21 protein-coding genes are annotated in these 25343 nt (G+C 43.3%); 11 read left to right on the plus strand and 10 right to left on the minus strand.

The window, feature by feature from the left end:
* The first annotated feature begins 722 nt into the window (after positions 1-722).
* Positions 723-2993, plus strand: a complete 2271-nt coding sequence (locus MiAbW_RS09980) for a S8 family serine peptidase (RefSeq protein ID WP_238707235.1) — start codon at positions 723-725, stop codon at positions 2991-2993.
* A gap of 147 nt (positions 2994-3140) precedes the next feature.
* On the opposite strand, the gene MiAbW_RS09985 is transcribed toward MiAbW_RS09980, so the two are convergent.
* Positions 3141-3455, minus strand: a complete 315-nt coding sequence (locus tag MiAbW_RS09985; RefSeq protein ID WP_004268081.1) for a DUF3155 domain-containing protein — start codon at positions 3453-3455, stop codon at positions 3141-3143.
* A 483-nt stretch (positions 3456-3938) separates the two neighbouring features.
* Here MiAbW_RS09985 and MiAbW_RS09990 point away from each other — a divergent pair, with 483 nt between their 5' ends.
* From MiAbW_RS09990 to MiAbW_RS10010, 5 genes are all read left to right on the plus strand, one after another.
* Complete coding sequence (locus MiAbW_RS09990) at positions 3939-5195, plus strand: GAF domain-containing sensor histidine kinase (protein ID WP_151695997.1); 1257 nt, start codon at positions 3939-3941, stop codon at positions 5193-5195.
* Positions 5196-5315: 120 nt separating this feature from the next.
* Positions 5316-5693, plus strand: coding sequence for a type IV pilus biogenesis protein EbsA (gene ebsA / locus MiAbW_RS09995; RefSeq protein ID WP_151695998.1), 378 nt, complete (start codon positions 5316-5318; stop codon positions 5691-5693).
* Positions 5694-5728: 35 nt separating this feature from the next.
* On the plus strand, positions 5729-6805 hold the full coding sequence (locus MiAbW_RS10000; RefSeq protein ID WP_151695999.1) for a phosphotransacetylase family protein: 1077 nt from the start codon (positions 5729-5731) through the stop codon (positions 6803-6805).
* Positions 6806-6827: 22 nt separating this feature from the next.
* Entirely contained in the window at positions 6828-8642 is a 1815-nt protein-coding gene (locus MiAbW_RS10005; RefSeq protein WP_151696000.1) for an ABC transporter ATP-binding protein, read from the plus strand.
* A gap of 99 nt (positions 8643-8741) precedes the next feature.
* Positions 8742-10181: an aminotransferase class I/II-fold pyridoxal phosphate-dependent enzyme gene (locus tag MiAbW_RS10010; protein WP_151696001.1), complete on the plus strand. Its 1440-nt coding sequence runs from the start codon at positions 8742-8744 to the stop codon at positions 10179-10181.
* On the opposite strand, the gene MiAbW_RS10015 is transcribed toward MiAbW_RS10010, so the two are convergent.
* Both MiAbW_RS10015 and MiAbW_RS10020 read right to left on the minus strand, forming a co-directional pair.
* Positions 10173-11564 carry a serine/threonine-protein kinase gene (locus MiAbW_RS10015; protein ID WP_151696002.1) on the minus strand — a complete coding sequence of 464 codons (1392 nt, stop codon included), beginning with the start codon at positions 11562-11564 and terminating at the stop codon, positions 10173-10175. The two genes, MiAbW_RS10010 and MiAbW_RS10015, sit on opposite strands and share 9 nt — an antisense overlap.
* 230 nt (positions 11565-11794) lie before the next feature.
* Positions 11795-12148 carry a hypothetical protein gene (locus tag MiAbW_RS10020; RefSeq protein WP_151696003.1) on the minus strand — a complete coding sequence of 118 codons (354 nt, stop codon included), beginning with the start codon at positions 12146-12148 and terminating at the stop codon, positions 11795-11797.
* 264 nt (positions 12149-12412) lie between these two features.
* Between MiAbW_RS10020 and MiAbW_RS10025 the strand changes: the two genes are divergently transcribed.
* The gene (locus tag MiAbW_RS10025; protein WP_151696004.1) at positions 12413-14053 is read left to right on the plus strand and encodes a glutamine hydrolyzing CTP synthase; all 1641 of its coding nucleotides are present in this window, start codon (positions 12413-12415) and stop codon (positions 14051-14053) included.
* A gap of 81 nt (positions 14054-14134) precedes the next feature.
* Here MiAbW_RS10025 and MiAbW_RS10030 read toward each other — a convergent pair whose 3' ends face one another.
* From MiAbW_RS10030 to MiAbW_RS10045, 4 genes are all read right to left on the minus strand, one after another.
* Positions 14135-14452, minus strand: coding sequence for a 2Fe-2S iron-sulfur cluster-binding protein (locus MiAbW_RS10030; RefSeq protein WP_002768334.1), 318 nt, complete (start codon positions 14450-14452; stop codon positions 14135-14137).
* Positions 14453-14713: 261 nt separating this feature from the next.
* Positions 14714-14911, minus strand: coding sequence for a hypothetical protein (locus MiAbW_RS10035; RefSeq protein WP_151696005.1), 198 nt, complete (start codon positions 14909-14911; stop codon positions 14714-14716).
* A 31-nt stretch (positions 14912-14942) separates the two neighbouring features.
* Positions 14943-15518 (minus strand): peptide deformylase, encoded by a 576-nt coding sequence (gene def, locus MiAbW_RS10040; protein ID WP_151696006.1) that lies wholly within the window; start codon positions 15516-15518, stop codon positions 14943-14945.
* A gap of 253 nt (positions 15519-15771) precedes the next feature.
* Positions 15772-17169, minus strand: coding sequence for a serine/threonine protein kinase (locus MiAbW_RS10045; RefSeq protein ID WP_151696007.1), 1398 nt, complete (start codon positions 17167-17169; stop codon positions 15772-15774).
* A gap of 404 nt (positions 17170-17573) precedes the next feature.
* Here MiAbW_RS10045 and crtE point away from each other — a divergent pair, with 404 nt between their 5' ends.
* The 4 genes from crtE to MiAbW_RS10070 all read left to right on the plus strand — a co-directional run bounded on the left by crtE (position 17574) and on the right by MiAbW_RS10070 (position 20836).
* Positions 17574-18503 (plus strand): geranylgeranyl diphosphate synthase CrtE, encoded by a 930-nt coding sequence (gene crtE, locus MiAbW_RS10055; RefSeq protein WP_151696008.1) that lies wholly within the window; start codon positions 17574-17576, stop codon positions 18501-18503.
* Positions 18504-18520: 17 nt separating this feature from the next.
* Positions 18521-18973, plus strand: a complete 453-nt coding sequence (locus MiAbW_RS10060; RefSeq protein WP_151696009.1) for a divergent PAP2 family protein — start codon at positions 18521-18523, stop codon at positions 18971-18973.
* Positions 18974-19037: 64 nt separating this feature from the next.
* On the plus strand, positions 19038-20189 hold the full coding sequence (locus MiAbW_RS10065) for an AAA family ATPase (RefSeq protein ID WP_151696010.1): 1152 nt from the start codon (positions 19038-19040) through the stop codon (positions 20187-20189).
* 2 nt (positions 20190-20191) lie between these two features.
* Positions 20192-20836, plus strand: a complete 645-nt coding sequence (locus tag MiAbW_RS10070) for a DUF3226 domain-containing protein (protein ID WP_151696011.1) — start codon at positions 20192-20194, stop codon at positions 20834-20836.
* A gap of 86 nt (positions 20837-20922) precedes the next feature.
* On the opposite strand, the gene MiAbW_RS10075 is transcribed toward MiAbW_RS10070, so the two are convergent.
* The 3 genes from MiAbW_RS10075 to MiAbW_RS10085 form a co-directional block, all read right to left on the minus strand.
* Positions 20923-22776: a peptidoglycan D,D-transpeptidase FtsI family protein gene (locus tag MiAbW_RS10075; protein ID WP_151696012.1), complete on the minus strand. Its 1854-nt coding sequence runs from the start codon at positions 22774-22776 to the stop codon at positions 20923-20925.
* 142 nt (positions 22777-22918) lie between these two features.
* Entirely contained in the window at positions 22919-23428 is a 510-nt protein-coding gene (locus MiAbW_RS10080) for a hypothetical protein (protein ID WP_151696013.1), read from the minus strand.
* 139 nt (positions 23429-23567) lie between these two features.
* Positions 23568-24932: a GTP-binding protein gene (locus MiAbW_RS10085; RefSeq protein WP_151696014.1), complete on the minus strand. Its 1365-nt coding sequence runs from the start codon at positions 24930-24932 to the stop codon at positions 23568-23570.
* Positions 24933-25343: the final 411 nt, after the last annotated feature.

A 25343-nucleotide genomic window follows, 5' to 3' on the forward strand; every position in this document is an offset into this window, starting at 1 on the left:
TACTGTTTACTGATCACTGAAAAAAAGCTCCCTTCTCCCATCACCCCATCACCCCACTTCATAATTCATAATGCATAATTCATACGTCCCCAAAAACGTCTTGACTATCAAACCCCATTCAAGGTATTCTGTGGAATAAGATCAGAGTGTAGTGGAATCCAGATTTGAATTGGCGTATAAACTCGGACAGTAATGCAATTCAGATTTGAATTGGCCTACTCTTTTGGAGACTTACCCAAAAGCTGACAAGTATTGTCTGTCTGATAATATCTTCTTGACTGTTGTCTCAGCCATTTAATCACTAAAAAACTACCAGAACACCATGATAGATAAATTTGCCGCCACACGACCCCTATAACCATAGCGTTTCTCACACCTAGGTCGCATAGTTAAACCTTCTTCGTTGATTAAGCCTTTCATCACCGATAATGTACCTCTTGCAAACAGGAAACGCTATATATAATAGATGGTCTAGATTCCTCAGATTTTGAGAAATTTTTAGCGGGCAATAACTCATCAATGTTTCCCCCCATAGCCACTAACTGCATACGATTAGATCGCACCCCCAGTATATGTCAGTCAAAGTTTTCACCTGACTTATATACTATACGACGGTAAAGGGAGGGCGCAGATCGAAATAATCCCCAACTCCCCAGAAATAAGTATCGACAGTTAGGAACCAACCCCTGACCTCACATCTAAAGCACTTAAGGAGAAAAAATATGCTTGACCAAAGTTTCGACCTATCAGACAGCAATGTTTTAGATGATATCTTCCAGTTACCAACCCTTGTGGTGGAATCAGGTTTAGGACGCTCCGATTTGATTACCCCTGTTTTCCGCAAAAGTCTCCAGGGCATCGATTCTGGCTTTTTAAGCAACTCTGTGGAAGAATACCAGCTAGGACTAGAAAATCGCTGGCAATCATCCCAATCCCTTTCCTCTTGGCGTAACGGCGGTGATTTTTTAACGGGTCAAAGTAGTTTTGCGGGTCTTTCCAGTTCTGTTGACCTAGCTGGCAATACCTTAGCCACGGCGCGTGATATCACAATTGGAGCGGATCCCACCACCTACAGCGATTTTGTTGGTTCTACAGACAGCAATGATTACTATCGTTTTAGTATAGGAACCACCAGCAACTTTAGCCTCAATTTAACGGGATTAAGTGCCAATGCTAATGTGTCCTTATTAGATAGTAGTGGCAGTGAGATTGTTAGCTCCACTAATGGCGGTACCAGAAATGATAGTATTACTCGTCAACTGAATGCCGGTACTTACTATGTCCGGGTTTATCCCTACAGAGGCAGCACTAACTATAACTTAAGTTTAACTGCCGCTCCTGTAGAGATTCCAGACAACGCCGGCAATACCTTAGCCACGGCGCGCAATATCACTATTGGAGCGACTCCCACCAGCTACAGTGATTTTGTTGGTTCTACAGACACCAATGATTACTATCGTTTTAGTTTAGGAACCACTAGCGACTTTAGCCTGAATTTAACGGGATTAAGTGCCGATGCTGATGTGTCCTTATTAGATAGTAATGGCAGTGTGATTGTTAGATCCACTAATGGCGCCAACAGCAGTGAGAGTATTACTCGTCAACTGAATGCGGGTACTTACTTTGTCCTGGTTTATCCCTATAGTGGCAGCACTAACTATAACTTAAGTTTAGCTGCCGCTCCTGTAGAGATTCCAGACAACGCCGGCAATACCTTAGCCACGGCGCGCAATATCACTATTGGAGCGACTCCCACCAGCTATAGTGATTTTGTTGGTTCTACAGACACCAATGATTACTATCGTTTTAGTTTAGGAACTACTAGCGACTTTAGCCTGAATTTAACGGGATTAAGTGCCGATGCTGATGTGTCTTTATTAGATAGTAATGGCAGTGTGATTACTAGCTCCACTAATGGCAATAACAGCAGTGAGAGTATTACTCGTCAACTGAATGCGGGTACTTACTTTGTCCGGGTTTATCCCTACAGTGGCGACACTAACTATAACTTAACCCTGTCGGCGACCACAGCCACAGTCACACCCGGATATAGTGCCATTTCAGGATACGGTTTAGTTAATGCCGCAGCAGCCGTCGCCGTCGCCTTGAATGAAAGTCCTTTTGCCAATGTCCCCACTTTTGGTGGTGCTAATGACTGGGGGGTTAACTTAGTTAATGCTCCGGAAGCTTGGGCAAGAGGTTATACAGGACAAGGAATCGTCGTTGCTGTACTAGATACAGGAGTTGACCGCAATCATGCCGACTTAGCGGGCAATATTTGGACGAATGGGGGCGAAATTGCCAATGATGGTCTTGATAACGATGGCAACGGTTACGTTGATGACGTTTATGGCTGGAACTTTGCCAATGGCAATAATAACACTTTAGATGGTAACAGCCATGGTACTCATGTGGCGGGAACCATTGCTGCTGCCAATAATGGTTTCGGAGCTACTGGTGTGGCCTACAATTCCAGAATTATGCCGGTGAAAGTTTTGAGCGATTCAGGTAGTGGCAGCTATAGTGGCGTTGCCCAAGGAATTCGCTACGCTGTGGACAACGGTGCTGATGTAATTAATATGAGTTTGGGGGGTGGTAGCACTGACAGTGCGGTTCAATCAGCCCTCCAGTATGCCAGCAGTCGCGGAGTTATCGTGGTTATGGCCGCTGGTAATGAGGGGGCAGCTCAACCCGGTTATCCCGCTTCCAGTGCCACCTCTTGGGGTCTTGCCGTCGGTGCCGTTAATAGTTCTAACCAGATGGCTTCCTTCTCCAATCGTGCTGGTTCCAATTCTTCGATGAGCTATGTCACCGCTCCAGGCGTACAAGTGTATTCTACTCTCCCTAATGGTGGCTATGGTTTCTTGAGTGGAACCTCCATGGCAGCACCTCATGTGGCTGGAGTGGTGGCCCTAATGTTGAATGCCAATCCGAATCTGACCGATGCTCAAGTGCGTCAAATTATTACGACCACAGCAGGTAATGTCGCCTAAAACTCGGCTGTTTTTCGGACTCAGATTGCTTATCTTTAGCCATCAGCGAAAAGCTGATGGCTGATTCCTAGGCCTCAGACAAAAAAAACTCGTTTACTTTTGTGCAAACGAGTTTACTTTCCATGATATGATCAATAGTCCTTTGAGTTATTTAGCAACTGCTACCGGTGCTTTGACGGGCTGGGGCTGCAGGTCGCGCAAACTTGGGAAAAGGAAGTGGTTTTCCTCCACATATTGCGCTCCAAACAGTCCTTTTTCAGCCCAGAAATAGCGATCGGTTGTATGCTCGTTACGCTTAACAATCAATAAAGCTGGTGGGCTAATGCCTATAGCTTGAATATACTTACGCGCCGCAGTTACGGGTTTATCCTCGCCACTTTCAATACTATACTGGGGTACAAGTTCAAGTATCTTACGTCCTTCTTGACGACGGCGACTTTTACGTTTCCGTTTTCTGGCCAACCCAATTACCTCCTGTTTTGGCTAATCGTTGTAATGATAGTTACAAAAGCCGCAGCAATTATATCCGTTCTAGACCAAGAAATCAAGTGTCTCTCACAAACCCAATTCCGGACAAATTTGACTAGAAGCCAGACTGAGAGTATGTTTAAGTTTTTGTTACAAAAACACCCCCCTCCAAACCTGATATAAAACTTATTATTCTTAAACTTTTTTTAATATATACCGTTTCCCATTCACAAAAGGTACATTTTCGACCTTAAACAGCTTAATCAGTAAAGCTTTAAGTGTGCCGCACAGGTACGAGAACCGCTATATACCGTGATCGACCCCTAAAATAGTGACCAAACCCTTGTCCTAATTGCTTTTTACTGGCTGCCCTCGACCCAAGAAGATGGCGATTCTCTCCTGTGTAAACTGGGAAACAAAACTCGCAACCCTAGCTGTATCTAGGTTTTCTGACTTTTTACTTTTTACTTTCTTGGTATGATCTTCTCCTCCCCCTCCCGGACTCCCCTTAGTGATGATTTTATTGCCCTCTGTCAAGTGCAGATGGAACTTTTGCGGGATCAAATGGAAGCGGACAGAAGTGCGGTTTATTTAACAGAACCTTTATCGAGTAATTTAATTCCAGTTGTTGTTTATCCGCCATTTAATCCCCCTTCTCCCCAAAAAAAACGGCTTTCCTTACAACCAGGTCAGCCAGCAGCAGACTTGTTAACTGCGGTTAAGTTAGAAGATTTATCCCACCTCTGGAGTAATCAGGAGACCGTCAGCGGTCATCGCTTGTTTTTACCCTTAATGTATGAAGAGGGCATGATCGGATTATTGGTGACAACTAGAGAAAAACGACCTTGGCAAAGTTGGGAATTAACCCAGATGAAAAAAATCACCCAAACCCTCGCTTTAGCCTGTGTACTCGATCGCCAATTGGCAGAAGAACGTTATTATCGACAATGGCAACGTCAGCGCCTCGATACCTTTCTCCATCAAATCCGCAATCCCCTTACCGCTTTAAAAACCTTTGGTAAACTTCTACTCAAAAGGCTTTTAGCCGAAGAAGGCAACGATCCCGCCATTGCTGGTATCCTGAGAGAAAGCGATCGAGTTCGGGACTTAATTGCCGAATTTGAGGCACAAATTCAGCAAGAAAGCGAAAATTACCCCACTGTCGATATTCCTCTCCTGCAAGCGCAATCTTCCCCCACCGCCTTTCTCTTACCTGCTGGCAGCACTCAGCTAACTCTGATCGATCTCCATGATCTTCTCGATCCGCTGCTCCTTTCGGCCCAGGCTGTAGCCAAAGAGAGAAATATCAGTCTAGAAACGATTCACGGGGAAGATGTACCACTTATTTGCGCCAATATCCTCAGTTTGCGGGAAGTATTCAGCAATTTAATTGATAATGCCCTCAAATACACTCCTGCCGGCGGAAAAGTCACCGTCGAGGTAAAAAATGTTAAGAATAGTGTAGAAATTGTTTTTAAAGACACGGGTTATGGTATTGCAAGGAGCGATCAAGAAAGAATTTTTCAACGTCACTACCGGGGAGTGCAAGCAGGGGGAAATATACCTGGTACAGGATTAGGTTTAGCGATCGCCAAAGAATTAATTACCAGCATGGGGGGGACGATTGAATTTATCAGTCCCAATCCCGAGCAAACAAGTTCCCTCTACCCCGGCACAGTTTTTCGGGTTAGTATGCCAGTTATAGCCGATGATAACCTCAATATGGGAAGATGATCTAGCCCGTAAATTCTGCCGATTTTCTTGATCGGGAGATTACCTGGGCAAGGGGTTAAAATATATTGAAAATATCAGTGTCAATGGTAACTTGGCTGTGAACCAAAGAATTAACTAATTATGCCAACTATCGAACAATTAGAACCCGCTAATAAGTCCGATGTGCTAGTATATATGCCCTACTATGCCAAGGATAAACATAGTATGCTGCCCTATGCGATCGCTTTGTATCAAGGAGGATCTTTAGAAGGTCGTCGTCGCATAGAAAACAGTGAAGGGATTCCCTTTGTGGCCTCTTGGTATGTATCAAAATTGCCCTCGGAATTGACCCGTTGTCGTTTACAATTTGAAGGACAGGCCGACCTAAGCTATGAGATGACGATTATTAACGCCGAGTTGATCGAATATCTCATCGATGCGATTAAAACCTTTAAGCAGCTAGGTTCGGCCGACTTTTCGCAGGGATTTTATCGGAAACTGCTGCGATTTGAAGAATAAAAGTCGGGATTTTACGGGTTAAAAAGGAGCAAATCGTGGCGAAATCAGCCAAATCTATACTTATCTCTTCCCTAGAACCCCTCAGTGGTAAATCGGGAACTGTCGTCGGTTTAGCGCATCTCTTGCGGCAAAAAGGACTAGAGATAAGTTACGGCAAACCAGTGGGCAATTGTCCGGGATACGTCGATGGGCAATTGGTCGATGAGGATGTAGAATTTATTCGGCAATTACTAGAATTATCCCCCGATCAGCTGCGTTTACCCCTGATCTATACTGATGGGGATTCCGTTGCTAAACGTCTGCAAGGTGTAGATCAACAGGACTACGGCAATATTCTTGCTGGTTATCTCGATCGAGTTAACAGTGATATTATCCTCCTCGAAGGACCCGGGACACTCTGGGAAGGCAGTATTTTTCAGTTATCGATGGGGGAGATGGCCAAAATTCTCCAGACTCCAATCCTATTGGTGGCCCGCTATAGTTCTCCCCTAATTGCCGAGAGTCTGCTGAAAGCAAGAGAGGAATTAAATAATCAGCTGCTGGGGGTAGTGATTAGTGATATCCCGGCCGATGATTGGGAGGAAGTACAATCTCTCCTGAAACCCTATCTGGCCCGCCAAGGAGTGGAAGTTTTAGGACTGTTACCCGCTAGTAAACTGCTGCGCAGTATTAGTGTTCGGGAAATTGTCCATCTTTTGGGGGCAAAAGTATTATGTCGGCCCGATCGTTTAGATTGGATGGTAGAAAGTTTAGCGATCGGGGCGATGAATGTCAACGCCGCTTTAGAATATTTTCGTAAGGGGGAAAATATGGCCGTGATTACAGGGGGCGATCGCACAGACCTCCAGTTAGCTGCCCTAGAAACTTCCACCACCTGTTTAATCTTAACCGGTTCCATCTCTCCAGAGCCTCTGATTCTAGGCCGGGCCGAGGATTTAGAAGTACCGATTCTCTCGGTAAATTTAGATACTCTCACCACCGTGGAAATCGTCGATCAGGCCTTCGGGAAGATTCGCTTACAGGAACAGGTAAAAGTCGCTTGTATTCGACAATTAATGGAGGAACATTTCCAGATTGATCGCCTGTTAGAAAAGTTAACAATAGGGGCGTAATTTCTCCCCAGCTGCCGAGAATATGACTCCATCATCCCCCCCTGTGTCCCCTCCGATCAAAGAAAATGACTGGAGCTTATTATTAAGATTACTTCCCTACGCAAAAAAGCAAAAAGCCCTGCTATTTTGGTCATTAATACTTCTTTTTCCCCTCTCTCTCACGGGGGCAATCCAACCCTTAATTATCGGTCAAGCGGTCTCCCTTTTGCAAAAGGAACAAACTTGGGATTTTTTGGCTCAAATGCCCTTAATGGCAGCCATCAATACCCTAATTATTATTCTCTCGGCTGCGATTATTTTACGACTGATTTTAGGGACAATGCAAGGTTATCTAGTGCAGAAAGTCGGTCAGTCAATTACTGCTAATGTTCGGGAAGATTTATTTACCCATGTTACCTCCCTTTCCTCCAGTTTTTTTGATCGCTCTCCCGTAGGACGTTTAGTCACCCGTTTAACCAGTGATGTGGAAGCATTAGGAGAAGTTTTTGCCAGTGGGGCGATCGGAGTTGTCAGTGATTTGGTCAATATTTTAGTTATTATCATCACCATGTTTACCCTGCAATGGCAATTAGCTCTATTGTTGGTGTTGATGTTATTTCCCGTCACCGCTTTAATTATCTTTTTTCAAAAACAATACCGCATCGCTAACTATCAAGTACGCGAGGAATTATCAAAACTTAATGCCCAATTACAGGAAAATGTAGTCGGAGTTAATATTGTTCAATTATTTCGCCGCGAACGCTTTAACGCTGAAATGTTTCGCGCTACCAATATTAACTATCGTCAATCCCTAGATAAAACAATTTTTTATGATTCGGCTGTCTCAGCTACTTTGGAATGGATCGGATTAATTGCCGTGGCAGCAGTATTATGGTTAGGCGGTATTTTTATTCTCCAAAAAACCATCGATTTTGGTGTTTTATCAGCTTTTATTTTATTCTCTCAACGTCTCTTTAATCCCCTGCGTCAGTTTGCGGAAAAATTTACCATGTTTCAATCGGGTTTTACTGCTATTGAACGCATTGGGGAATTAATTAGTATTCCCATTGAAATCACTGATCCTAACAGTTCTAAAGAGCTTTATTTTCCAGAAAAACGGGAAACTGGCGAGATTATTTTTGAAAATGTTTGGTTTGGTTATAAACCCGATGAATATATTATCAAAGGTCTCAATTTTACCATTAATCCCCGGGAAAAAGTCGCTTTAGTCGGTCCCACCGGTGCGGGAAAAAGTTCGATTATTCGTCTTCTTTGTCGTCTTTACGAACCAAGTAAGGGCAGAATTCTAGTGGATGGTATCGATATCCGTTATCTTCCCCAAGCAGAATTAAGACGTTATATCGGTGTCATTCTCCAAGAAACTTTTCTCTTTGCTGGAGATGTTACACGCAATATTACTTTAGGGGAAAATTATGATTTTGAGCAGGTGAAGGCAGCGGCTAAATTAACTAATATTGATCACTTTATCGAGGAGTTACCCGATGGTTATCATACCCTTTTACGGGAACGGGGCGCAAATTTATCGGGAGGACAAAAACAATTACTCGCTTTTGCGAGAGTCGCTATTCGTAACCCCGAAATTCTAGTTTTAGATGAAGCTACCGCTAGTTTAGACGTGGGGACAGAAGTATTAATTCAAGAAGCTTTAGAACAGATTTTAGTCGATCGTACTGCTATTATTATCGCCCATCGTCTCTCTACTATTCGCGATGTCGATCGAATTCTTGTCCTTAAACGCGGGGAATTAGTCGAATCGGGAACCCATGAAGATTTATTAACCAAAGACGGCCTCTACGCTAGTTTATATAAACTGCAAATGTTAGGCACAGATATTTAACAGTAGTCAGGATTCAGGAGACTCCGAGACAGGAGATTATTTTTATTTATTCTTCCCACTTCCTAATTCATAATTCATAATTCCCACTCCCTTCCAAAAATGCCTTCGCCAGAATCCGCTCCGCTCTTATCACAACTACAAAGAAAAGTCAATAGTTTAGACGTACCATTTTATGCGCCAGGGCATAAGCAGGGGGAAGGAATCGGGGAGGATTTAAGTAATTTACTGGGAAAAAGCGTCTTTAAAGCCGATTTACCCGAATTACCCGACCTAGATAATTTGTTTGCCCCGACGGGAGTGATTAAAGAAGCGCAAATTTTAGCAGCCGAGACATTTGGGGCGGATAAAAGCTGGTTTTTGGTCAATGGCTCCAGTTGTGGCATTATTGCGGCGATTTTAGCCACTTGCGGCGAGGGAGATAAAATTATTTTGGCGAGAAATATTCATAAATCGGCGATTTCGGGCTTAATTCTCTCCGGAGCGCAGCCCATCTTTATCAATCCCGAATATAATCCCACTATCGATCTAAATTTAAATATAACCCCCCAATCCCTCGAAAATGCCCTGAAACTCCATCCCGATGCCAAAGCGGTGATGGTAGTCTCTCCCACCTATCAAGGGGTTTGCTGTGACTTAGAAACTATCGCCCAGATTACCGATCACTATTCTATCCCGCTGCTCGTCGATGAGGCTCACGGGGCGCATTTTGCCTTTCATCCCGATTTACCCCCGGCTGCCCTGTCTCTCGGTGCTGATATGGCTATTCAGTCCACCCATAAGGTTTTAGGGGCATTAACTCAAGCATCGATGTTACACTTAAAAAGCGATCGCATTAGTTCCGAAAAAGTCGATCAAGCCTTACAATTAGTTCAAACCACTAGCCCTAGTTATTTGCTTCTCGCTTCCCTTGATAGTGCTAGAAAGCAAATGGCGACGCAAGGCCTAGATTTACTTAGCAAAACTCTCGATTTAGCCGCTACTGCCCGAAAAGAACTCGATAAAATCCCTAATATCTCTGTTTTAGACTTTCCCCATTCTATCCCAGGTTGTCACCGGTTCGATCGCACCCGTTTAACGGTAATTGTCAAGGATTTTGGCTTAACTGGTTACGAAATAGACGATATTTTGCGAGAAAAATACGCTGTCACCGCAGAATTACCGACTTTAAGCCAACTTACTTTTATTATCTCCATCGGCAACCATCGCGAACACATTAATCGCCTCATTACTGCTTTTCAATGCCTTCAATCTCCTTCCTCTACCAGTTTACCCCCCACTCCTGCCCCAGTCACGGGAAATTTAGCTATTTCTCCTAGAAAGGCTTTTTTTGCCCCTACAGAGACAGTATCCCGGAAAAATGCCCTCGATCGTCTTAGTGCTGATGTTATCTGTCCCTATCCCCCCGGTATTCCCGTTTTGATGCCGGGTGAGTTAATTTCTCAGCAAGTCCTCGACTATATGCAAACTATTTTAGACCTCGGTGGCACGATTACTGGCGGCAATGATGACAATTTAGCCTCTTTCAGGGTTTTAAAGTAATCGCAAAATTATCTGATATATTAACCGGAAAAAGGCGGTAATAGCAATTGCTCCGATGGCTGCCATCACGGCAATGATAGCAATTTCAGGAAAACTTAGAGTTCCTTGTAGTTGCGGAGTTAACAGGAAGGCGAGGGTAATTGCCGCTAGAATCGGCAAATCTTTCCCTTCAATCACTTTTTTAAATAATGCCAAAACTAAGCCACCTAAGATCATAAAGGCGATGACAATTCCTGCCGAGGGGACTAAACTATTTAAGGCAATTACTAATAATGTCCCTTCAAATCCTGTAAAGGCAGCATTAGCGAAAGTTTCCCCAAGAGAAAAGCGGGAAGTTTTTCTAATCACTGGGGAAGCTGGAGTAGATGGTGAAGCTGGAGTAGATGGTGAAGCTGGAGTAGATGGTGAAGCTGGAGTAGATGGTGAAGGTGTATTTAAAGCGGTTAAAACTTCTCCACAGGATTGAAATCTATCCAGGGGATTTGCTAGTAACATTTTATTGAATAATCGTGCTAAATCTGCACTGATGTTCGGGGCATAATTTTGCCAATTCCAGACCTGTTTTTGTGGATCGTATAGCTCGTCAGGATCGCGATTAGTTAAGAGCATAACACAGGTGGCTGCTAGGGCATATAAATCCGTGGCTGCCGATACCTGATTGCCTAATTGTTGTTCGGGCGGAGCAAATCCGGCTGAATAAATTGTTGTGGATTTCTCTTGTGTATTATTGGGATTATTGGTAGCCTGTTTTACTGCCCCAAAATCGAGTAAATAGAGGCGGCCATTTTTGGCTCGCATGATATTAGATGGTTTTATATCCCGGTGAATGGAACCATTTTCATGGATAAATTTGAGGATAAGAAGTAGTTCTTTGAGAAGGTTTTTAACTTCACTTTCTTGAAAGGGTTTTTGTTGTTGTTGGAGAATTTCTTCTAGGTTTTTACCGTCGATATATTCCTGGGCTAGATAGAAAAATTGCTCTTCTTCTCCCGTTAATTGATTCTTGACTTTTAAAGGGAAAAAAGCGTAGAGATCGGGGATTTGGGGATTTTCTCTTCCTAAATCTTCTAAAACCCGCGCTTCTTGAAAAAATAAGTTTTTCGCTTTTTCTAAAGCTTGCGGACTTAAATTACCGGAAGGTTGAAATTGTTTGATTACACATTTAGCTTTTTTGGGACTATAACGATCTACTGCTAAAAATGCCGCCCCAAATCCCCCTTGTCCTAATAGACGTTCTGGCAAATAACGTCCCCCCAAAATTAATGGCATCCCGCAAGTAATACAATATTTCTGCTCGATCGAGGTTAAGCGATTGCTATCGTCTAGGTCTAGGCACTGATTACGCGGTCTCGGACAGTGGGGACGCGTACAAATAACTTCCATAGTCACCGTTTCCCGTGGTACTGCTCTTAGTTTAGCTACTACCAGCAATTCGGGTTAAAATTTTTGTTCTTAAGAAAGAGTTAAAAAGAGGGTTGGTAGGCCGACACGGATTCCCATTATACTACAAGGTTAGCAGAAATTTTGGATTTTGTCAAGTCTTTGGCCGAAAAAAATTCAGCCAGATCTAGCGGTTATCTTAATGGTGGGGCGGGAAGTCTTGGCACTTTTCCTTAGTTGAAAGAGCGGGCCAGACGACTAACCCCGGTGTGTAATAACTGTTCCAAGCTTTGGCGATCGCTAATGGCTTGAAAATTGATCACAAAACAGGTTAAACCCAGTCCAAAGAGAATAAAAGTGGGGGCCATCACCACACCAATCATTAACCAAGTGGCGACGTGGAGAAACATGGTGACAGCGAACAACAAAGCTAGGGAAGCAATGGGGAAGATTTGACGGGTAGGACGACCAAAATAGAGAAAAAGAACCGTTAAAAGGGTGGTTAATAAGTTAGCGGGTACTAAAAAGGCACAAATCGAGACGCAATAGTGGCGAGAAAATTCAGCGAGAGTATTAAAATCTATCATGAATAGTAGTTGACAATTCCCTGAGTCTTAGTACCCTCGATTGTAGCGGAAAATTTAGATGATCGGGATGAAGGTGAGTGAAGACGGATTAAGCTGTGGTCCAATAGATTTTGGAGAGGGAGCCAAAACGAGGATCGGGGTATAGATCCTCCGGTTATAATGAAATCTGGGAAAATGACACCGCCCTTCGGCTCCTCTCAGGGTCAACCGCATCCCAAAAACTCTCACCCCTTGCTAGGTATAATCGATCGCAGGAAAAATTTTATGAGTAAATTTGTCTTTGTTACTGGGGGAGTTGTCTCCAGTATTGGAAAAGGAATTGTCGCTGCTAGTTTGGGAAGATTGTTAAAAAGTCGGGATTATTCCGTCTCAATTCTGAAATTAGACCCCTATATCAACGTCGATCCGGGTACGATGAGTCCTTTTCAACACGGAGAGGTATTTGTCACCGATGATGGGGCTGAAACCGACCTCGACCTTGGCCACTACGAACGTTTTACCGATACGGAACTCTCCCGTCTCAATAGTGTGACTACCGGCTCGATTTATCAAGCGGTATTGAATAAAGAGCGCCGTGGTGCTTATATGGGGGGAACTGTGCAGGTAATTCCCCATATTACCAACGAAATCAAGGAAAGGATTCTCCGGGTGGCCAAAGATACCAACCCCGATATTGTCATCACAGAAATTGGTGGTACGGTGGGAGATATCGAATCTTTGCCTTTTTTAGAAGCAATTAGGCAATTTAGGAAGGATGTGGGTCGAAATAACGTGGTTTATATGCACGTTACCCTAATTCCTTGGATTCCGGCCGCTAAGGAGATGAAAACGAAACCGACACAACACTCGGTCAAGGAATTAAGATCAATCGGTATTCAACCGGATGTGTTAGTCTGTCGTTGTCATCTACCCCTACAACCGGGATTAAAAGAAAAACTCTCAGCTTTCTGTGATGTGCCGGTGGAATCGGTGATTACTGCTCAGGATGCCAGCAGTATCTACGAAGTTCCCCTCAATCTGGAAAAAGAGGGATTAGCGCAACAAACCCTAGAATTATTAAACCTCAGTCCCCGATACCCCCATCTGGAGGAGTGGGAAAATCTCATCCGACAGATGCAATCCCCCAGTCAAAAATTAGAGATAGCTATCGTCGGGAAATATGTGCAGTTGGGGGATGCTTATCTCTCGGTGGTGGAGGCCCTTAAACACGCCGCTATTGCCCTTAATAGCGAGATAGAATTGCGTTGGGTAAGTGCGGAAGATGTGGATAACGATTCGGCCGAAGCTCATTTAAGCGGTGTTGACGGTATTGTTGTACCCGGTGGTTTTGGTATTAGGGGTGTGGATGGCAAAATTAAGGCGATCGAGTATGCTAGGGTCAATAATATTCCTTTCTTGGGTCTCTGTTTAGGGATGCAGTGTTCGATTATCGAATGGGGTCGCAATGTGGCCCGATTGGAAAGGGCCAATAGTTCCGAATTTGAAGAGGATACACCGAATCCAGTAATTAATTTACTGCCAGAACAGGCAGATGTGGTGGATTTAGGGGGAACAATGCGCTTAGGTCTCTATCCCTGTCGTTTAAATCCCGATAGTCTAGCTTTCTCCCTCTACGGTCAGGAGGTTATCTATGAGCGCCATCGTCACCGTTACGAGTTCAATAATGCCTATCGTAGTCTCTTTTTTGAGACTGGTTATCTGGTGAGTGGCACTTCTCCCGATGGTCGTTTGGTGGAAATTATCGAACTACCAAAACATCCTTTCTTTATTGCTACCCAATTTCACCCCGAATTTCGCTCTCGTCCCAATAAAGCTCATCCTCTCTTTTATGGTTTCATGAAAGCAGCCCTTAAGGGTAGAGAGGAAAAGTTCCCCCTTATTAGTCAGCATTCAGCTATTAGTTAGGGTTTGCTGGTTCTATTGGCTCAAAACCGGTTTTTTTGGGGGGAAACCCCCGAAAATTTCGCATCTTAACCCCAGTTTGGCCTAGGGTTTTCCGAATTGACGTTGATAAACCACTTCTTCCTTGCCGGATTCCAGTTTAATATCGGAGCGAGGATAGGCCACACATAACAAAGCATAGCCTTCTTTTTGCAGGTCGGGGGATAATCCCATGCCCTCTCCTTGTTCGACGCTACCCTGGGAAAGTTGAGCGGCGCAGGTAGTACATACGCCCGCATTGCAAGAACTGGGTAAGTCAATCCCCGCATCGTAGGCCGCTTGTAGTATAGTTTGATCTTCCCTAACTTCGATCGTTTGTGTTGTTCCTAAATGAGAAATTTCTACTTTGTAGGTTGTGGTCATAGCTAATGAATGATACTTTGAACGTCACCTATTTTATCATTCTAGATTGCGGATATAGGAGAGAGGGGGGAAATCTTTACCTAATCAGATTTTCATCAGTCGGCAGATAATTGACTGTCATAAAAGATGGTAAAATCCTCAAAAGTAGTAACTTTTGCTGGCAATTTGCCCTGTAGTTAAAACAAACAAAAGAGAGAAATAAATTCTCTCTTCCGCTCATGAAAATTATGCCAATTTTTCCATAACCGAGGGGAATTTATTCTATTTGTAATTGGCTCTGGTGTCTTTAACTGCCGCCCAAAAAAATAGGGCTGTTAATGGTATGCTTGCCGCTAGAATTAGGCCAGTGGTGGCATTGCCTAAATCCGGTTCTCCCGAACTAATTTCAAAGACACAACCCACACCAGCGATCGCTGCAATACAGGATAATAACAATAAAACGCCGCTTTTCGGGGTCATCTTCACTCCTCACCTAAATTAACTAATACCTTTATTTTGTCACTTTCTCGACGGGTTTCACCGCTTGCACGGAAAAACCGTGTTTTTTTAATTCTTCATTGAGTGCCAAATCGTTATCTACTCTGTCCACGAACATGACACCATTAAGATGATCCATTTCGTGTTGAATTACCCGCGCTAGTAAACCGTTAGCTTGCAGTTTTCGCGGTTTCCCCTGTTCATCTTTATAACTCACTTCGATCGCTTGGGGACGGATGACATCTAAAAACACATCGGGAATACTCAAACAACCCTCTTCCGCTTTGCACAATTCCCGACTATAACCGATAATTTGGGGATTAATCAGAATTAAGGGCGGATTTTCTGGTTTATCGGGTTCACAATCGATGACAATCAATTGTTTATTGACTGCCACTTGGGGGGCTGCTAATCCGATACCATTGGCACTATACATAGTTTGCAGCATTTCTTTGGCTAATTGGCGAATGCTGTCATCGACTTTAGCAATCCGCTTGGCCGGTTGACGCAGGACTCGATCGCCGAGATAATGCAGTTCTAAAGGGGGTTTTTCTAATTTGCGTTTTTCTACGGTAATAGTGGCGCTCATAAACTTAATTATCGATGGGATGACACAATTTTGATTTTAGTCACTGGCGCTGGGGCATTTCTCCGGAAAAGGGAGGAAAAAGCCCAGACTCTTCATAAAATTTTACACTGATCACAGACAGTTCGTCCATATCAGGGGGTGGGAAGTGGGAGGTGGAAGTGGGTAGTGGGGAGATTTTTCAGTTATCAGTAAGCAGTAATCAGTAATCAGTGGGGGAGTGGGGAGAAGGGAGAAAAAAGCTGATTGTAACTGGCTACTTATTAGTAATTGGTATTCCTAACCATTGGCTTAATTCCGCTGCTAACCATTCAATTTCGGGTTTACTCAGATAGGCTTTTGTCTGACTGCTAATAGTATATTCTTTAGTCCCTGCCCAAATAGTTAAAGCCATCGGTACATAAACTCGATCGCCATCACTATCTTTCGTATGATAACTATCAGCTTTCACCAGTTTATTAATATGTTCCCGTGCCATTTTATTTTTGCCTGGAATTGTCAAACCAAAAATTCGCTGAATGGCAACAATTTCTTGCCTATCAATAGTGATAACTTCCTCCCCTTTGAGACAATAAATAATCCCACCAAGCATTCCTAAACCCACAAACCAAAAAGGCAAGGAAAAGAGCAGAAAAAACCAACTCATCCACAGAGGAATAGAAACGGCTCCTCCTGTCCATACTAATAAAAAAGCATTCCAAGCGATGGCAAAGGCTCCAAGAAAAATTAATTTAGGGGTAAAACCTTCGGGAGGTAAAGATATTTTAATTTTCTCCTCGCTTTTTTGCAACTGTACCCGACTACCGGCGGGTTTTTCAAGGTTCGAGGAAGTTAATTGCATTTCGTGGAGAGTATTTAAAGCTTGATTTGCTGACTGTGCTGAAACAAACCTTTTCTCGATACTAGGTTCGATTAACTGCCCTAACCAATGAACAAAAGCAGGGCTTAAATTGGCTAAATTATTTAATTGAATTTTGCCATCTTTTTGTGGTAAATCGGCGGGATGAATGCCTGTAGCTAGATAGATTAAAGTCGCTCCTAAACTGTATAAATCAGAAGCGGCAACGGTGCGGCCACCGAATTGTTCCGGAGGCATATAACCGTAGGTTCCGACAATAGTTAAAGTGGCCTGTTCCTGTTGGGCAACAGTCTGGACAGAACCAAAGTCAATTAAATAAACATTACCGATACTATGGCCTGATCGATCTTTTAGTAAAATATTACTAGGTTTCAAATCCCGGTGGATAATTGGCGGGTTAAGTCCATGGAGATAAATTAAAATACCTAGGATAGATTTAGCTAATTCTTGTAGGTCTGCTTCACTAAATTTGCGGCCATTTTCTATCTGTTCCTTGAGAGATTTAGCCTCGATATAACTCTGAACAAGGGCAAAACCTTGATAGGTATCGGTGCGAACTTCAAAATAGTCGATATATTCAGGAATCGAGCGACAATCTAGATGTTTAAGAGTTTCAGCTTCCCTTTCAAAGAGTTTTAAATCTGTCCATTCAAAATCGGGACTGAAGATTAATAATTTGACGACAACAGTAGCGCCCGTTTTTAGATCTTGGGCGAGAAAAGTGCGTCTTCCGGTTTGTTTACCTAACTGACTTTGAATTTGGTATCGATCGCCTAAAACTTGCCCTGGCAGCATACAATATATTCCTAGGATAATCCTAATTCTAGGCTAATCGAGAAATTTCTAAACTGCAAGCTAAGAAAACGGAAGTTTGACCGAATCATCAAAACTTCAGCATCTCCGATGATAACTGCGGCGAAATTCAATTATAGCGCCCGTTTTTTGCTAATCTCTGGACTGAGGGAGGTATTTTTTCAGGTTAAAAGAGAAAATAGGCATCAGAAAAAAAATTGACCTCTCTCGGCCTGGGGGATTTTAGTACAAATGTTCAGAATAGCAACTGCGGTGCTGTCATGTAGTGTCAAGGGGTAATTTAGATAGTCAACAGCTTAGGGGACAAGGGAGCGGTCAGTTTAATTCCCATTGAGGTGGAGTTTCCTGATATAGTTTTAGAAGCAGTCGGTTCAAGACAAAAAGACATGGTTACTAGGGGCGAACAAGGGGTAGAACTGAGGAGAAACGAGAGCTTTTCTCTGGCTTCCTATCTAGAGGAAAAGCGGTTAATTGTCGAGTCAGCTTTAGATAGCTCTTTAGTTATCGGCAATCCCGCCAAAATCTACGAGGCGATGCGCTATTCTCTCCTCGCTGGTGGCAAACGTCTGCGGCCGATTTTATGTCTGGCTACCTGTGAATTGATGGGGGGTTCCCCAGAGATGGCTTTACCCACCGCTTGCGCCCTAGAAATGATTCACACTATGTCATTAATTCATGACGATTTACCAGCCATGGATAACGATGATTACCGACGCGGGAAATTAACCAATCATAAAGTTTTTGGCGAAGATATCGCTATTTTAGCTGGGGATGGTCTCCTAGCCTACGCTTTCGAGTATGTGGCCACCCAGACTCGTAATGTACCTCCTGTACAGATTTTAGAGGTAATTGCCCGTTTAGGTCGCACTGTCGGGGCAGCGGGTCTGGTGGGAGGTCAGGTTTTAGACTTGGAATCCGAAGGAAAACCTGATATTTCGGCAGAAACTCTCGGTTTTATCCATACTCAGAAAACCGGGGCCCTGTTGGAGACTTCTGTGGTGTCGGGGGCAGTTTTAGCGGGGGCAAAAGGGGAAGATATAGCTAAATTAGCCCGTTATGCCCAAAATATTGGCTTGGCTTTTCAAATTATCGATGATGTTCTTGATATCACGGCGACAAAGGAGGAATTAGGCAAAACCGCCGGCAAGGATCTACAGGCACAAAAAGCCACCTATCCCAGTCTCTGGGGGATAGAAGGGTCTCGCCAGCAAGCTCAACAGTTAATAGATAGTGCCATCGGTGAATTGAGTAGCTACGATGAGGCTGCTGAACCTTTACGGGCCATCGCCGAGTATATTGTTAATCGTAAAAATTAAATTAAACGAGTGAGATTATGCAGGACTTCCAGCAGGTGTTACACAATCAAATACTGCTAGTCTCTCTTTTAGCTTGTTTCACTGCCCAGGGACTAAAAGCGCTGATTGAGTTAATCCGCGATGGTAAGGTGAGTCTGCGCTATCTAGTCTCGTCGGGGGGGATGCCTAGCGCTCACTCGGCGTTGGTGGGGGCCTTGGCTACTGGGGTAGGATTACAGATGGGTTGGTCTAGTCCGGAATTTGCAATCGCTGCGCTTTTTGCGGTTATTGTTATGTATGATGCGGCCGGAGTGCGTCAGGCAGCGGGAAAACAGGCCCGGATTCTCAATCAAATTATCGATGAAATGTTCCAGGGAGGCAAGGAGTTTAACGAGGAACGTTTAAAGGAATTAATTGGTCATACTCCTTTTCAAGTGCTGGTCGGTTTAAGTTTAGGTATCGGTATCGCCATCGTGATGCTCTGTCGTTAATTGATGTGTTTTCTGGGGTTGAGATAAACTAGATTTAATAACTAAAAATCTGGGGTAATCACTCATGTTACAATCCCTAAAAATTGAAGGCTTTCGCGGTTTTCAAAACTTTGAGATGGCCAATCTTGGTCGCATTAATCTCTTAGTAGGTAAAAATAATAGCGGTAAAACTTCTATTTTAGAAGCGATTCAGTTTTTGTATGTTCAAAATAATCTAGATACATTTCTTGAAACTATTAGCTATAGAGGCGAGTTCGCTTGGTTGGAAAATAAGTTAGCTGGTCGTACTAAAGTTTTTGAAATTTGTCATTTACTTCATGGGCATGAAATCGTCCCAAGTAAGGAAATTATAATCATTGGATCTAGGGAATCACATCAGGAAAGTGTTACTATTTCTGTTAAAAGTATTCTTATACAACTATCTACATTTTCAGACAAAAATAATGATTTAAACAATGATAATATTTTCGACGATGAGGAATGGGCTAAACTTCTTTTAAGTATTAGATGGAGTCAATCACAAAAACCTATTGAACTGGAACTTCTTGCCAACAGTACTCTTGCCAGAGATTCTACAAGAAGAATGGCTAGTTTAAGCAGAATTTCCCATAAAATAGGTATTGATAATAAAATTGAATTGAAGTTCTTAACACCATTTTCTCTAACAAGTTCTGATATGGTAGCACTTTTTGACAAAATTGTTCTCTCTCCTTTAGAAGATTTAATTATTGAAGCTTTGAAAATTATTGAGCCAAAAATTGAAAGGATAGCTAGTATTGGTTATAGCAAGTATTCAACTTCAAATAACCTAGGTGTTAGAGGTGGGTTTTTAATCAAAATTAAAAATCATGATCAACCTATCCCTATTGGCAGTTTAGGTGATGGATTTGGGCGAATGTTAGGATTAGTTTTAGCGATGGTTAATCTTGAAAATGGAATTTTATTAGTTGATGAAATTGATAGCGGATTGCACTTTACTGTCATGACTGATATGTGGAAAGTCGTCTGGGAAACCGCCAAGAAACTCAATATTCAGGTATTTGCCACCACTCACAGCCGCGATTGTTGGCAAAGTTTAGCCGAATTAATTACCGAAGAAAAAATTACCGATAACGATATTACTATTCAAAGGATAGATAGAGACAAGGAAAAAGCAGTTTCCTTCAATACTAGACAAATTTACCTCGCTTCTGAAAGAGATATTGAGGTTCGCTAAAAATGCCCAGAATACATCCTAAAAAACTCTTGGTAGAGGGAAGAGAAGAAATGAGAGTGTTTCCCGAATTAGCAGAAGCCCATGGCATCTCTTGGGGAGACAAAAAAGACACAGCTATTATCTATATTAAACCGACTGATGGTTTTGAGAATTTACTCGATAGGGATAATATTTACAATGAAATCAATGATAGTGGACTAACTTATTTAGGAATTATTATGGATGCAGACCAAGAACCTGATAATCGCTGGAAAAGCTTATATAATGCCTGTTTACCAAATATCCCTAACTTACCTCAAAATTTACCAGCAGGGGGATTAATTATAACTCTAGAATCGGGCATAAAATTCGGTGTGTGGATGATGCCAGATAATCAATCTAGAGGGATGTTAGAGACTTTTTTAGCCTATTTAGTTCCCGATAATAATCTTTGGCAATATACACAAAACAAGGTGATAGAGGCAAAACAACAAGGGGCAACCTATAGAGATTATCATCTAGATAAGGCTAATATTCATACCTATTTAGCTTGGCAAGATCCGCCGGGAAAACAACTTCACGATGCAGTAAAACAAAGAATACTTAATCAATCCCATCCCCAATCAGCAAATTTTTTGAGATGGTTACAGGAGTTATACGAGATTTGATAGAAGTATGGAGCGAAATGGGAATGACGGCCCCATAATATTTCTCTGTGCTTTGTTAAATAAATCCTCTTGCAAAAAGACTTAAATTAATCGTGCCGCAGGGGTTTATTGGTCGGAGAAGCCGCCGGAACGACCTTGGAGGTGGGGGGGATACCTTTGAGGGAAATGAGCGTATTCATCACCGTTTTTGCCACAGGAGCGGCAACAGTGGAGCCAAAAGTATTGGCTCCCTTGGGTTCATCCACCACCACCAAAACCACATAACGGGGCGATTCGATCGGTAAAATCGCCACAAAACTGGTAATTTTGGCGTTAGGTAGATAACCCCCCGTGGGACTAGCTTTTTGTGCGGTTCCCGTTTTACCTCCGATGCGATAACCGGGTATTTGGGCCGCTACCCCCGTCCCCTTGCTGACAACGGTTTCCATCATTTCCACCACTTGCCGGGCCACGGCGGGAGAAAAGACTTTTTTGCTGGGATAATCGGGCTGCCAGTGCAAACGGCCGCGGTCGTCGGCTAATCCTTTGATCACATGGGGAGTTACCAAGGTGCCACCATTGGCCAGCGCACCGTGCAATTGTACTAATTTCAAAGGCGTTAGGGATAAACCTTGACCAAAGGAAGCGGTGGCCGATTCAATGGCATTATCCAGAAATTCTGGTTCGGGTTTGAGATATCCTGCCACTTCTCCGGGTAAATCTACACCAACCCTTTGATTTATGTCCAATCCTAATAAACTTTTATAGAAATCAACTCGCCCCATTTTTTGGGCAATTTGCACCATGGCCACGTTACTAGAGGTTTGCAAGACCCGGGCCATATCTAGCGCCCCATAACCCTGTTTAGAGGCATTTTTAATCGTCCAGGGACCGACAGTAATTGCCCCTGGATCATTGACTACTGTACTAGCTTTAATTGCCCCTGCTTCCATGGCCATGGCGACAATAATTGGTTTAAAAGTTGACCCTGGTTCGTACTGATCGGCTACGGTCCAATTTTTAAATAAAGCCACATTAGCTTTATAGTATTCATTGGGGTTAAAAGTTGGCTCACAAACTAGGGCTAAAAGAGAACCATCAAGGGAGTCCATAACAATTACGGCTCCCCGTTTAGCATTAAATTTCTTTAGCTGTTCTCGTAGGGCTGTCCTGGCTGCTCTTTGTAGTTTTAAATCGAGGGTTACTTCTAACTGTAATTCATCAAATTGAAAGATCCCATCGGGAACAAAAGCTGGTAAAATTCGTCCGTCTCCCATGCGTCTTGTATTGACAGAAAAGGGATCCCTTTCTAATAACTGACTGGAACCTCGTTCTAATCCTGCTTGGCCACGATGTTCTTTATCTACATAGCCAATCACGTCGGCTGCCACATCGTCTTGGGGATAATAACGAGCGTATTTTTCCTCTAATTCTACACCGTCAAGAGATAATTGTTTTAAGCCCCTAGCTACGGATTCAGTTAATTGATTGGCTAAACGAATTCCTGTTTCTTTTTCTTTAAATCTTTGAATTAGTTGATTAGTGGGAATATTTAATAAAGGAGCTAATTTATCAGCCACTTCTGCCGGGGGAATAGCAAACAGTTTTGGGTGTACATAAAGAGTATAAATCAAGCGATCGGTCGCCAAAACATTACCATTACTATCGACGATCGCTCGCCGGGGAATATAGGGTCTAATACTGGTAGTTTGCTGTTGTCTGGCTCTTTTTTGTAATTCCTGTGCTTGTACTATTTGCAGTCGGTACAGTCGCCAAGCTAAACCCACAATACCCATGACTAAAATTAACCACACCGCCACCAATCGCCCGTTACTCAAAGGCAAATTTTTTAACTTTTGTGTCCGTTTTTTGGCGTTTAAATAGGACTTTCTGTCCCGAATCCTGCCCGAGGGCGATCGAGTTTTTTTAGCTCTAAATCCTGGTCTTTTTGTGTCAGTCATGAGAAGTATATTTCAGTGATCAGTAAACAGTAATCAGTGATCAGTAAACAGTAATCAGGAAAAAGTAAAAAGACAGTAGGAAACTTCTATTTAATACTGCACACTTAAAAACTCACATCTGATAACTGATAACTGTTAACTGTTAATAGGCACTTCTGGGTCGAGAAATGACGGTAGATTGGGGTTGAGAAGCAGGGGACGGTTTCAGGTTAGGAGCAGATTGACGCTGTAAAAAGATGGTTTGAAAGGGTTGGGGATGAGTTAATCCAGTTTCGGGTTTTTCTGCTTGTTGAGCTAGTTGATGTTTGAGGGTTTCATTGGTGGCTAAAAGATGGCGCTCGTGACGTTGCAGTGTTTCTAGTTTACCAAATTCTTTGTCCCAAACCTTGGGAATATATACCGTCCAAGCATACATTCCCAGAGTCGAACCCAACAGACAAAAAGTAATCACGGCCACTATTCTTTCTAGGAGGTAAAGAGAACGTAATTGACGCGAGGCCACTTGTTTTTCTGTCGGGGACAGAGGAACTCTCGCCGCCGATTTAGCCGTTGGGGTCGCCTGATTTACTGGTGACTGGGGACGGCGTTGACTCCCTTGGCTTTTTTGGCGAGAAACGGGAACGGGAATATAGGGCTTATGGGCAGCAGACATGATTTTCTCTCAATATTTCTAGCTAGTTGTCGTTCTCAAAAATTAAGTTTCTAAAATTAGGAGTCGGTCATCAGTAGTCAGTAGGAAATATTTAATTGATAACTGTTGCCTTTTTTCCTTTTTCCTTTTTACTTTAAAATCACTGTTCTAGCTCTAGACGTAAACGATATAAAATAGTTTGCGGATGAACTTGAGCGAGAATTTGATTAATCACCGTACTCGGTCCAGATGCCCCCCAACTACAACCGCGTTCTAGATAGATTTTAGCGGCTTTCCCGATGATATAGGTTCCATAAGCAGCAATTGCCCCCTGTAGGAGAGCGGTGCTACCGTAGAGGGTTAAAGAGGCGGGATTTTCAAAAATACTCGTCGCTGCCGCTGCCGTTTTGCCCAAACCAATAATCACCGTGCTGAGGATTTCCCCCACCAGCAACCCCGCACTACTGAAAAGTAGAGTCCGCCAGAGTTGACCAGCTTGGTGACTGGTAATCGGCAAGCCGTACAAACGAGCTAAAGCCCGAACTAGAGTCAAATCGACGATTGAAGCCCCTAGTAGGTCTAAAATAGCGATCGGATTGGCCGCAATCGCTAAAGCCTTATATTTCGCGTATTGCCAGATAATTTCCTCCGCTTGACTGTCCCGCAGTTCCAGGGTTTTTCTAGCGATATTTTCCTCCGCTTCTTGCCCTTGCACTAAAGCATTTAAGGCCAGCAGCGATCGCCCTTCTCGATTTAAAATCGTTAAGAGTTTATCTTGCAGCTCCTCAATTTCGGGGGGAGGGGTTTCCCACTCAGTCACCACGCGCCCATCGGGGTATTCCACCCGGACGGGAATCGGTTGCGGTTCGGCGGCTACCATAACTATCTCATCGCTAGTTAACAAATCTTCTAACGTTTTTTCGGCCTGATTGGTTCCTAATCGCTGTAACTGCTGAAAAATCTGACGGCGATCGGCTTCCGGATAGAGATCAATCTTATTAAACACCAAAATAATCGGTTTTTTGGCCTGGCGCAATTCTGCCAGGGACTCGTATTCAGTCCGGGTAATATCCCCCGCGACGATAAATAAAATCAAATCGGCACTTTTAGCGACTTCTCTGGCCATATTCGCCCGTGCTTCTCCCTCAATCTCATCCAATCCTGGGGTATCGATTAATTCTATCTGAATTTTACCCGTGGCTGGTGTCCAACGCACCGATCGCGGCCAGCGTGTCACCCCGTGCAGGGGGCCAGTTGTCAGGACTTTTTGACCGACTAAAGCGTTTACCACCGAGGATTTACCGCGACTGACTAACCCGAAGGCTGCCACCCGAATCAGCGTTTCATCCAGTTTATCCAAGGCCGATTTTAGGGACTGTAAATCCTGTTTAACGGCGGCCTGAAGTTGGGGATCGGGGGGATAATTCCAATGGCGGCGAAAACTGGCATACCAAGTTAAGGCCTGTTGTAAACTAGCTTTGGCCTGATTGTAATGAGTTTCCTCAAGCGATGGGATCTTAGTCACGGTTGATTTTTTTACCAAAATAACACGGGAGCATTTCATCCATTGCTTAAAAAGACAATGGATGAAATGCGACTCGACGGGTTTCAACCCATCCTATCCTTTTCCTCTAATTTTAGGCTATGGAGTTCTTGCATAATGAATTTTTGAGAGTCAAAAATGAGAAAAATAGGCATAAAATTGCCTAAAATCCCTAAATAGAGCATTTAATTGATTAATGCTCATTCTTAATTCTCGTGACTACTGACTCGGAGACTCCTCACCTAACGGGAGATTTTTGATTTTTGCAAGAGCTAATCCAAGGATGGGCGGTTAAAATGCTTCTTAGCTGACAAATTCCAACTAAGGCCTGCGATTCGTTCCTAGCAAAAGTTTAACAGACGTGGCTAGGATAAGGATAGTTCACCCATAACC

This window comes from Microcystis aeruginosa NIES-4325 (assembly GCF_008974145.1).
Taxonomy (GTDB): domain Bacteria; phylum Cyanobacteriota; class Cyanobacteriia; order Cyanobacteriales; family Microcystaceae; genus Microcystis; species Microcystis aeruginosa_G.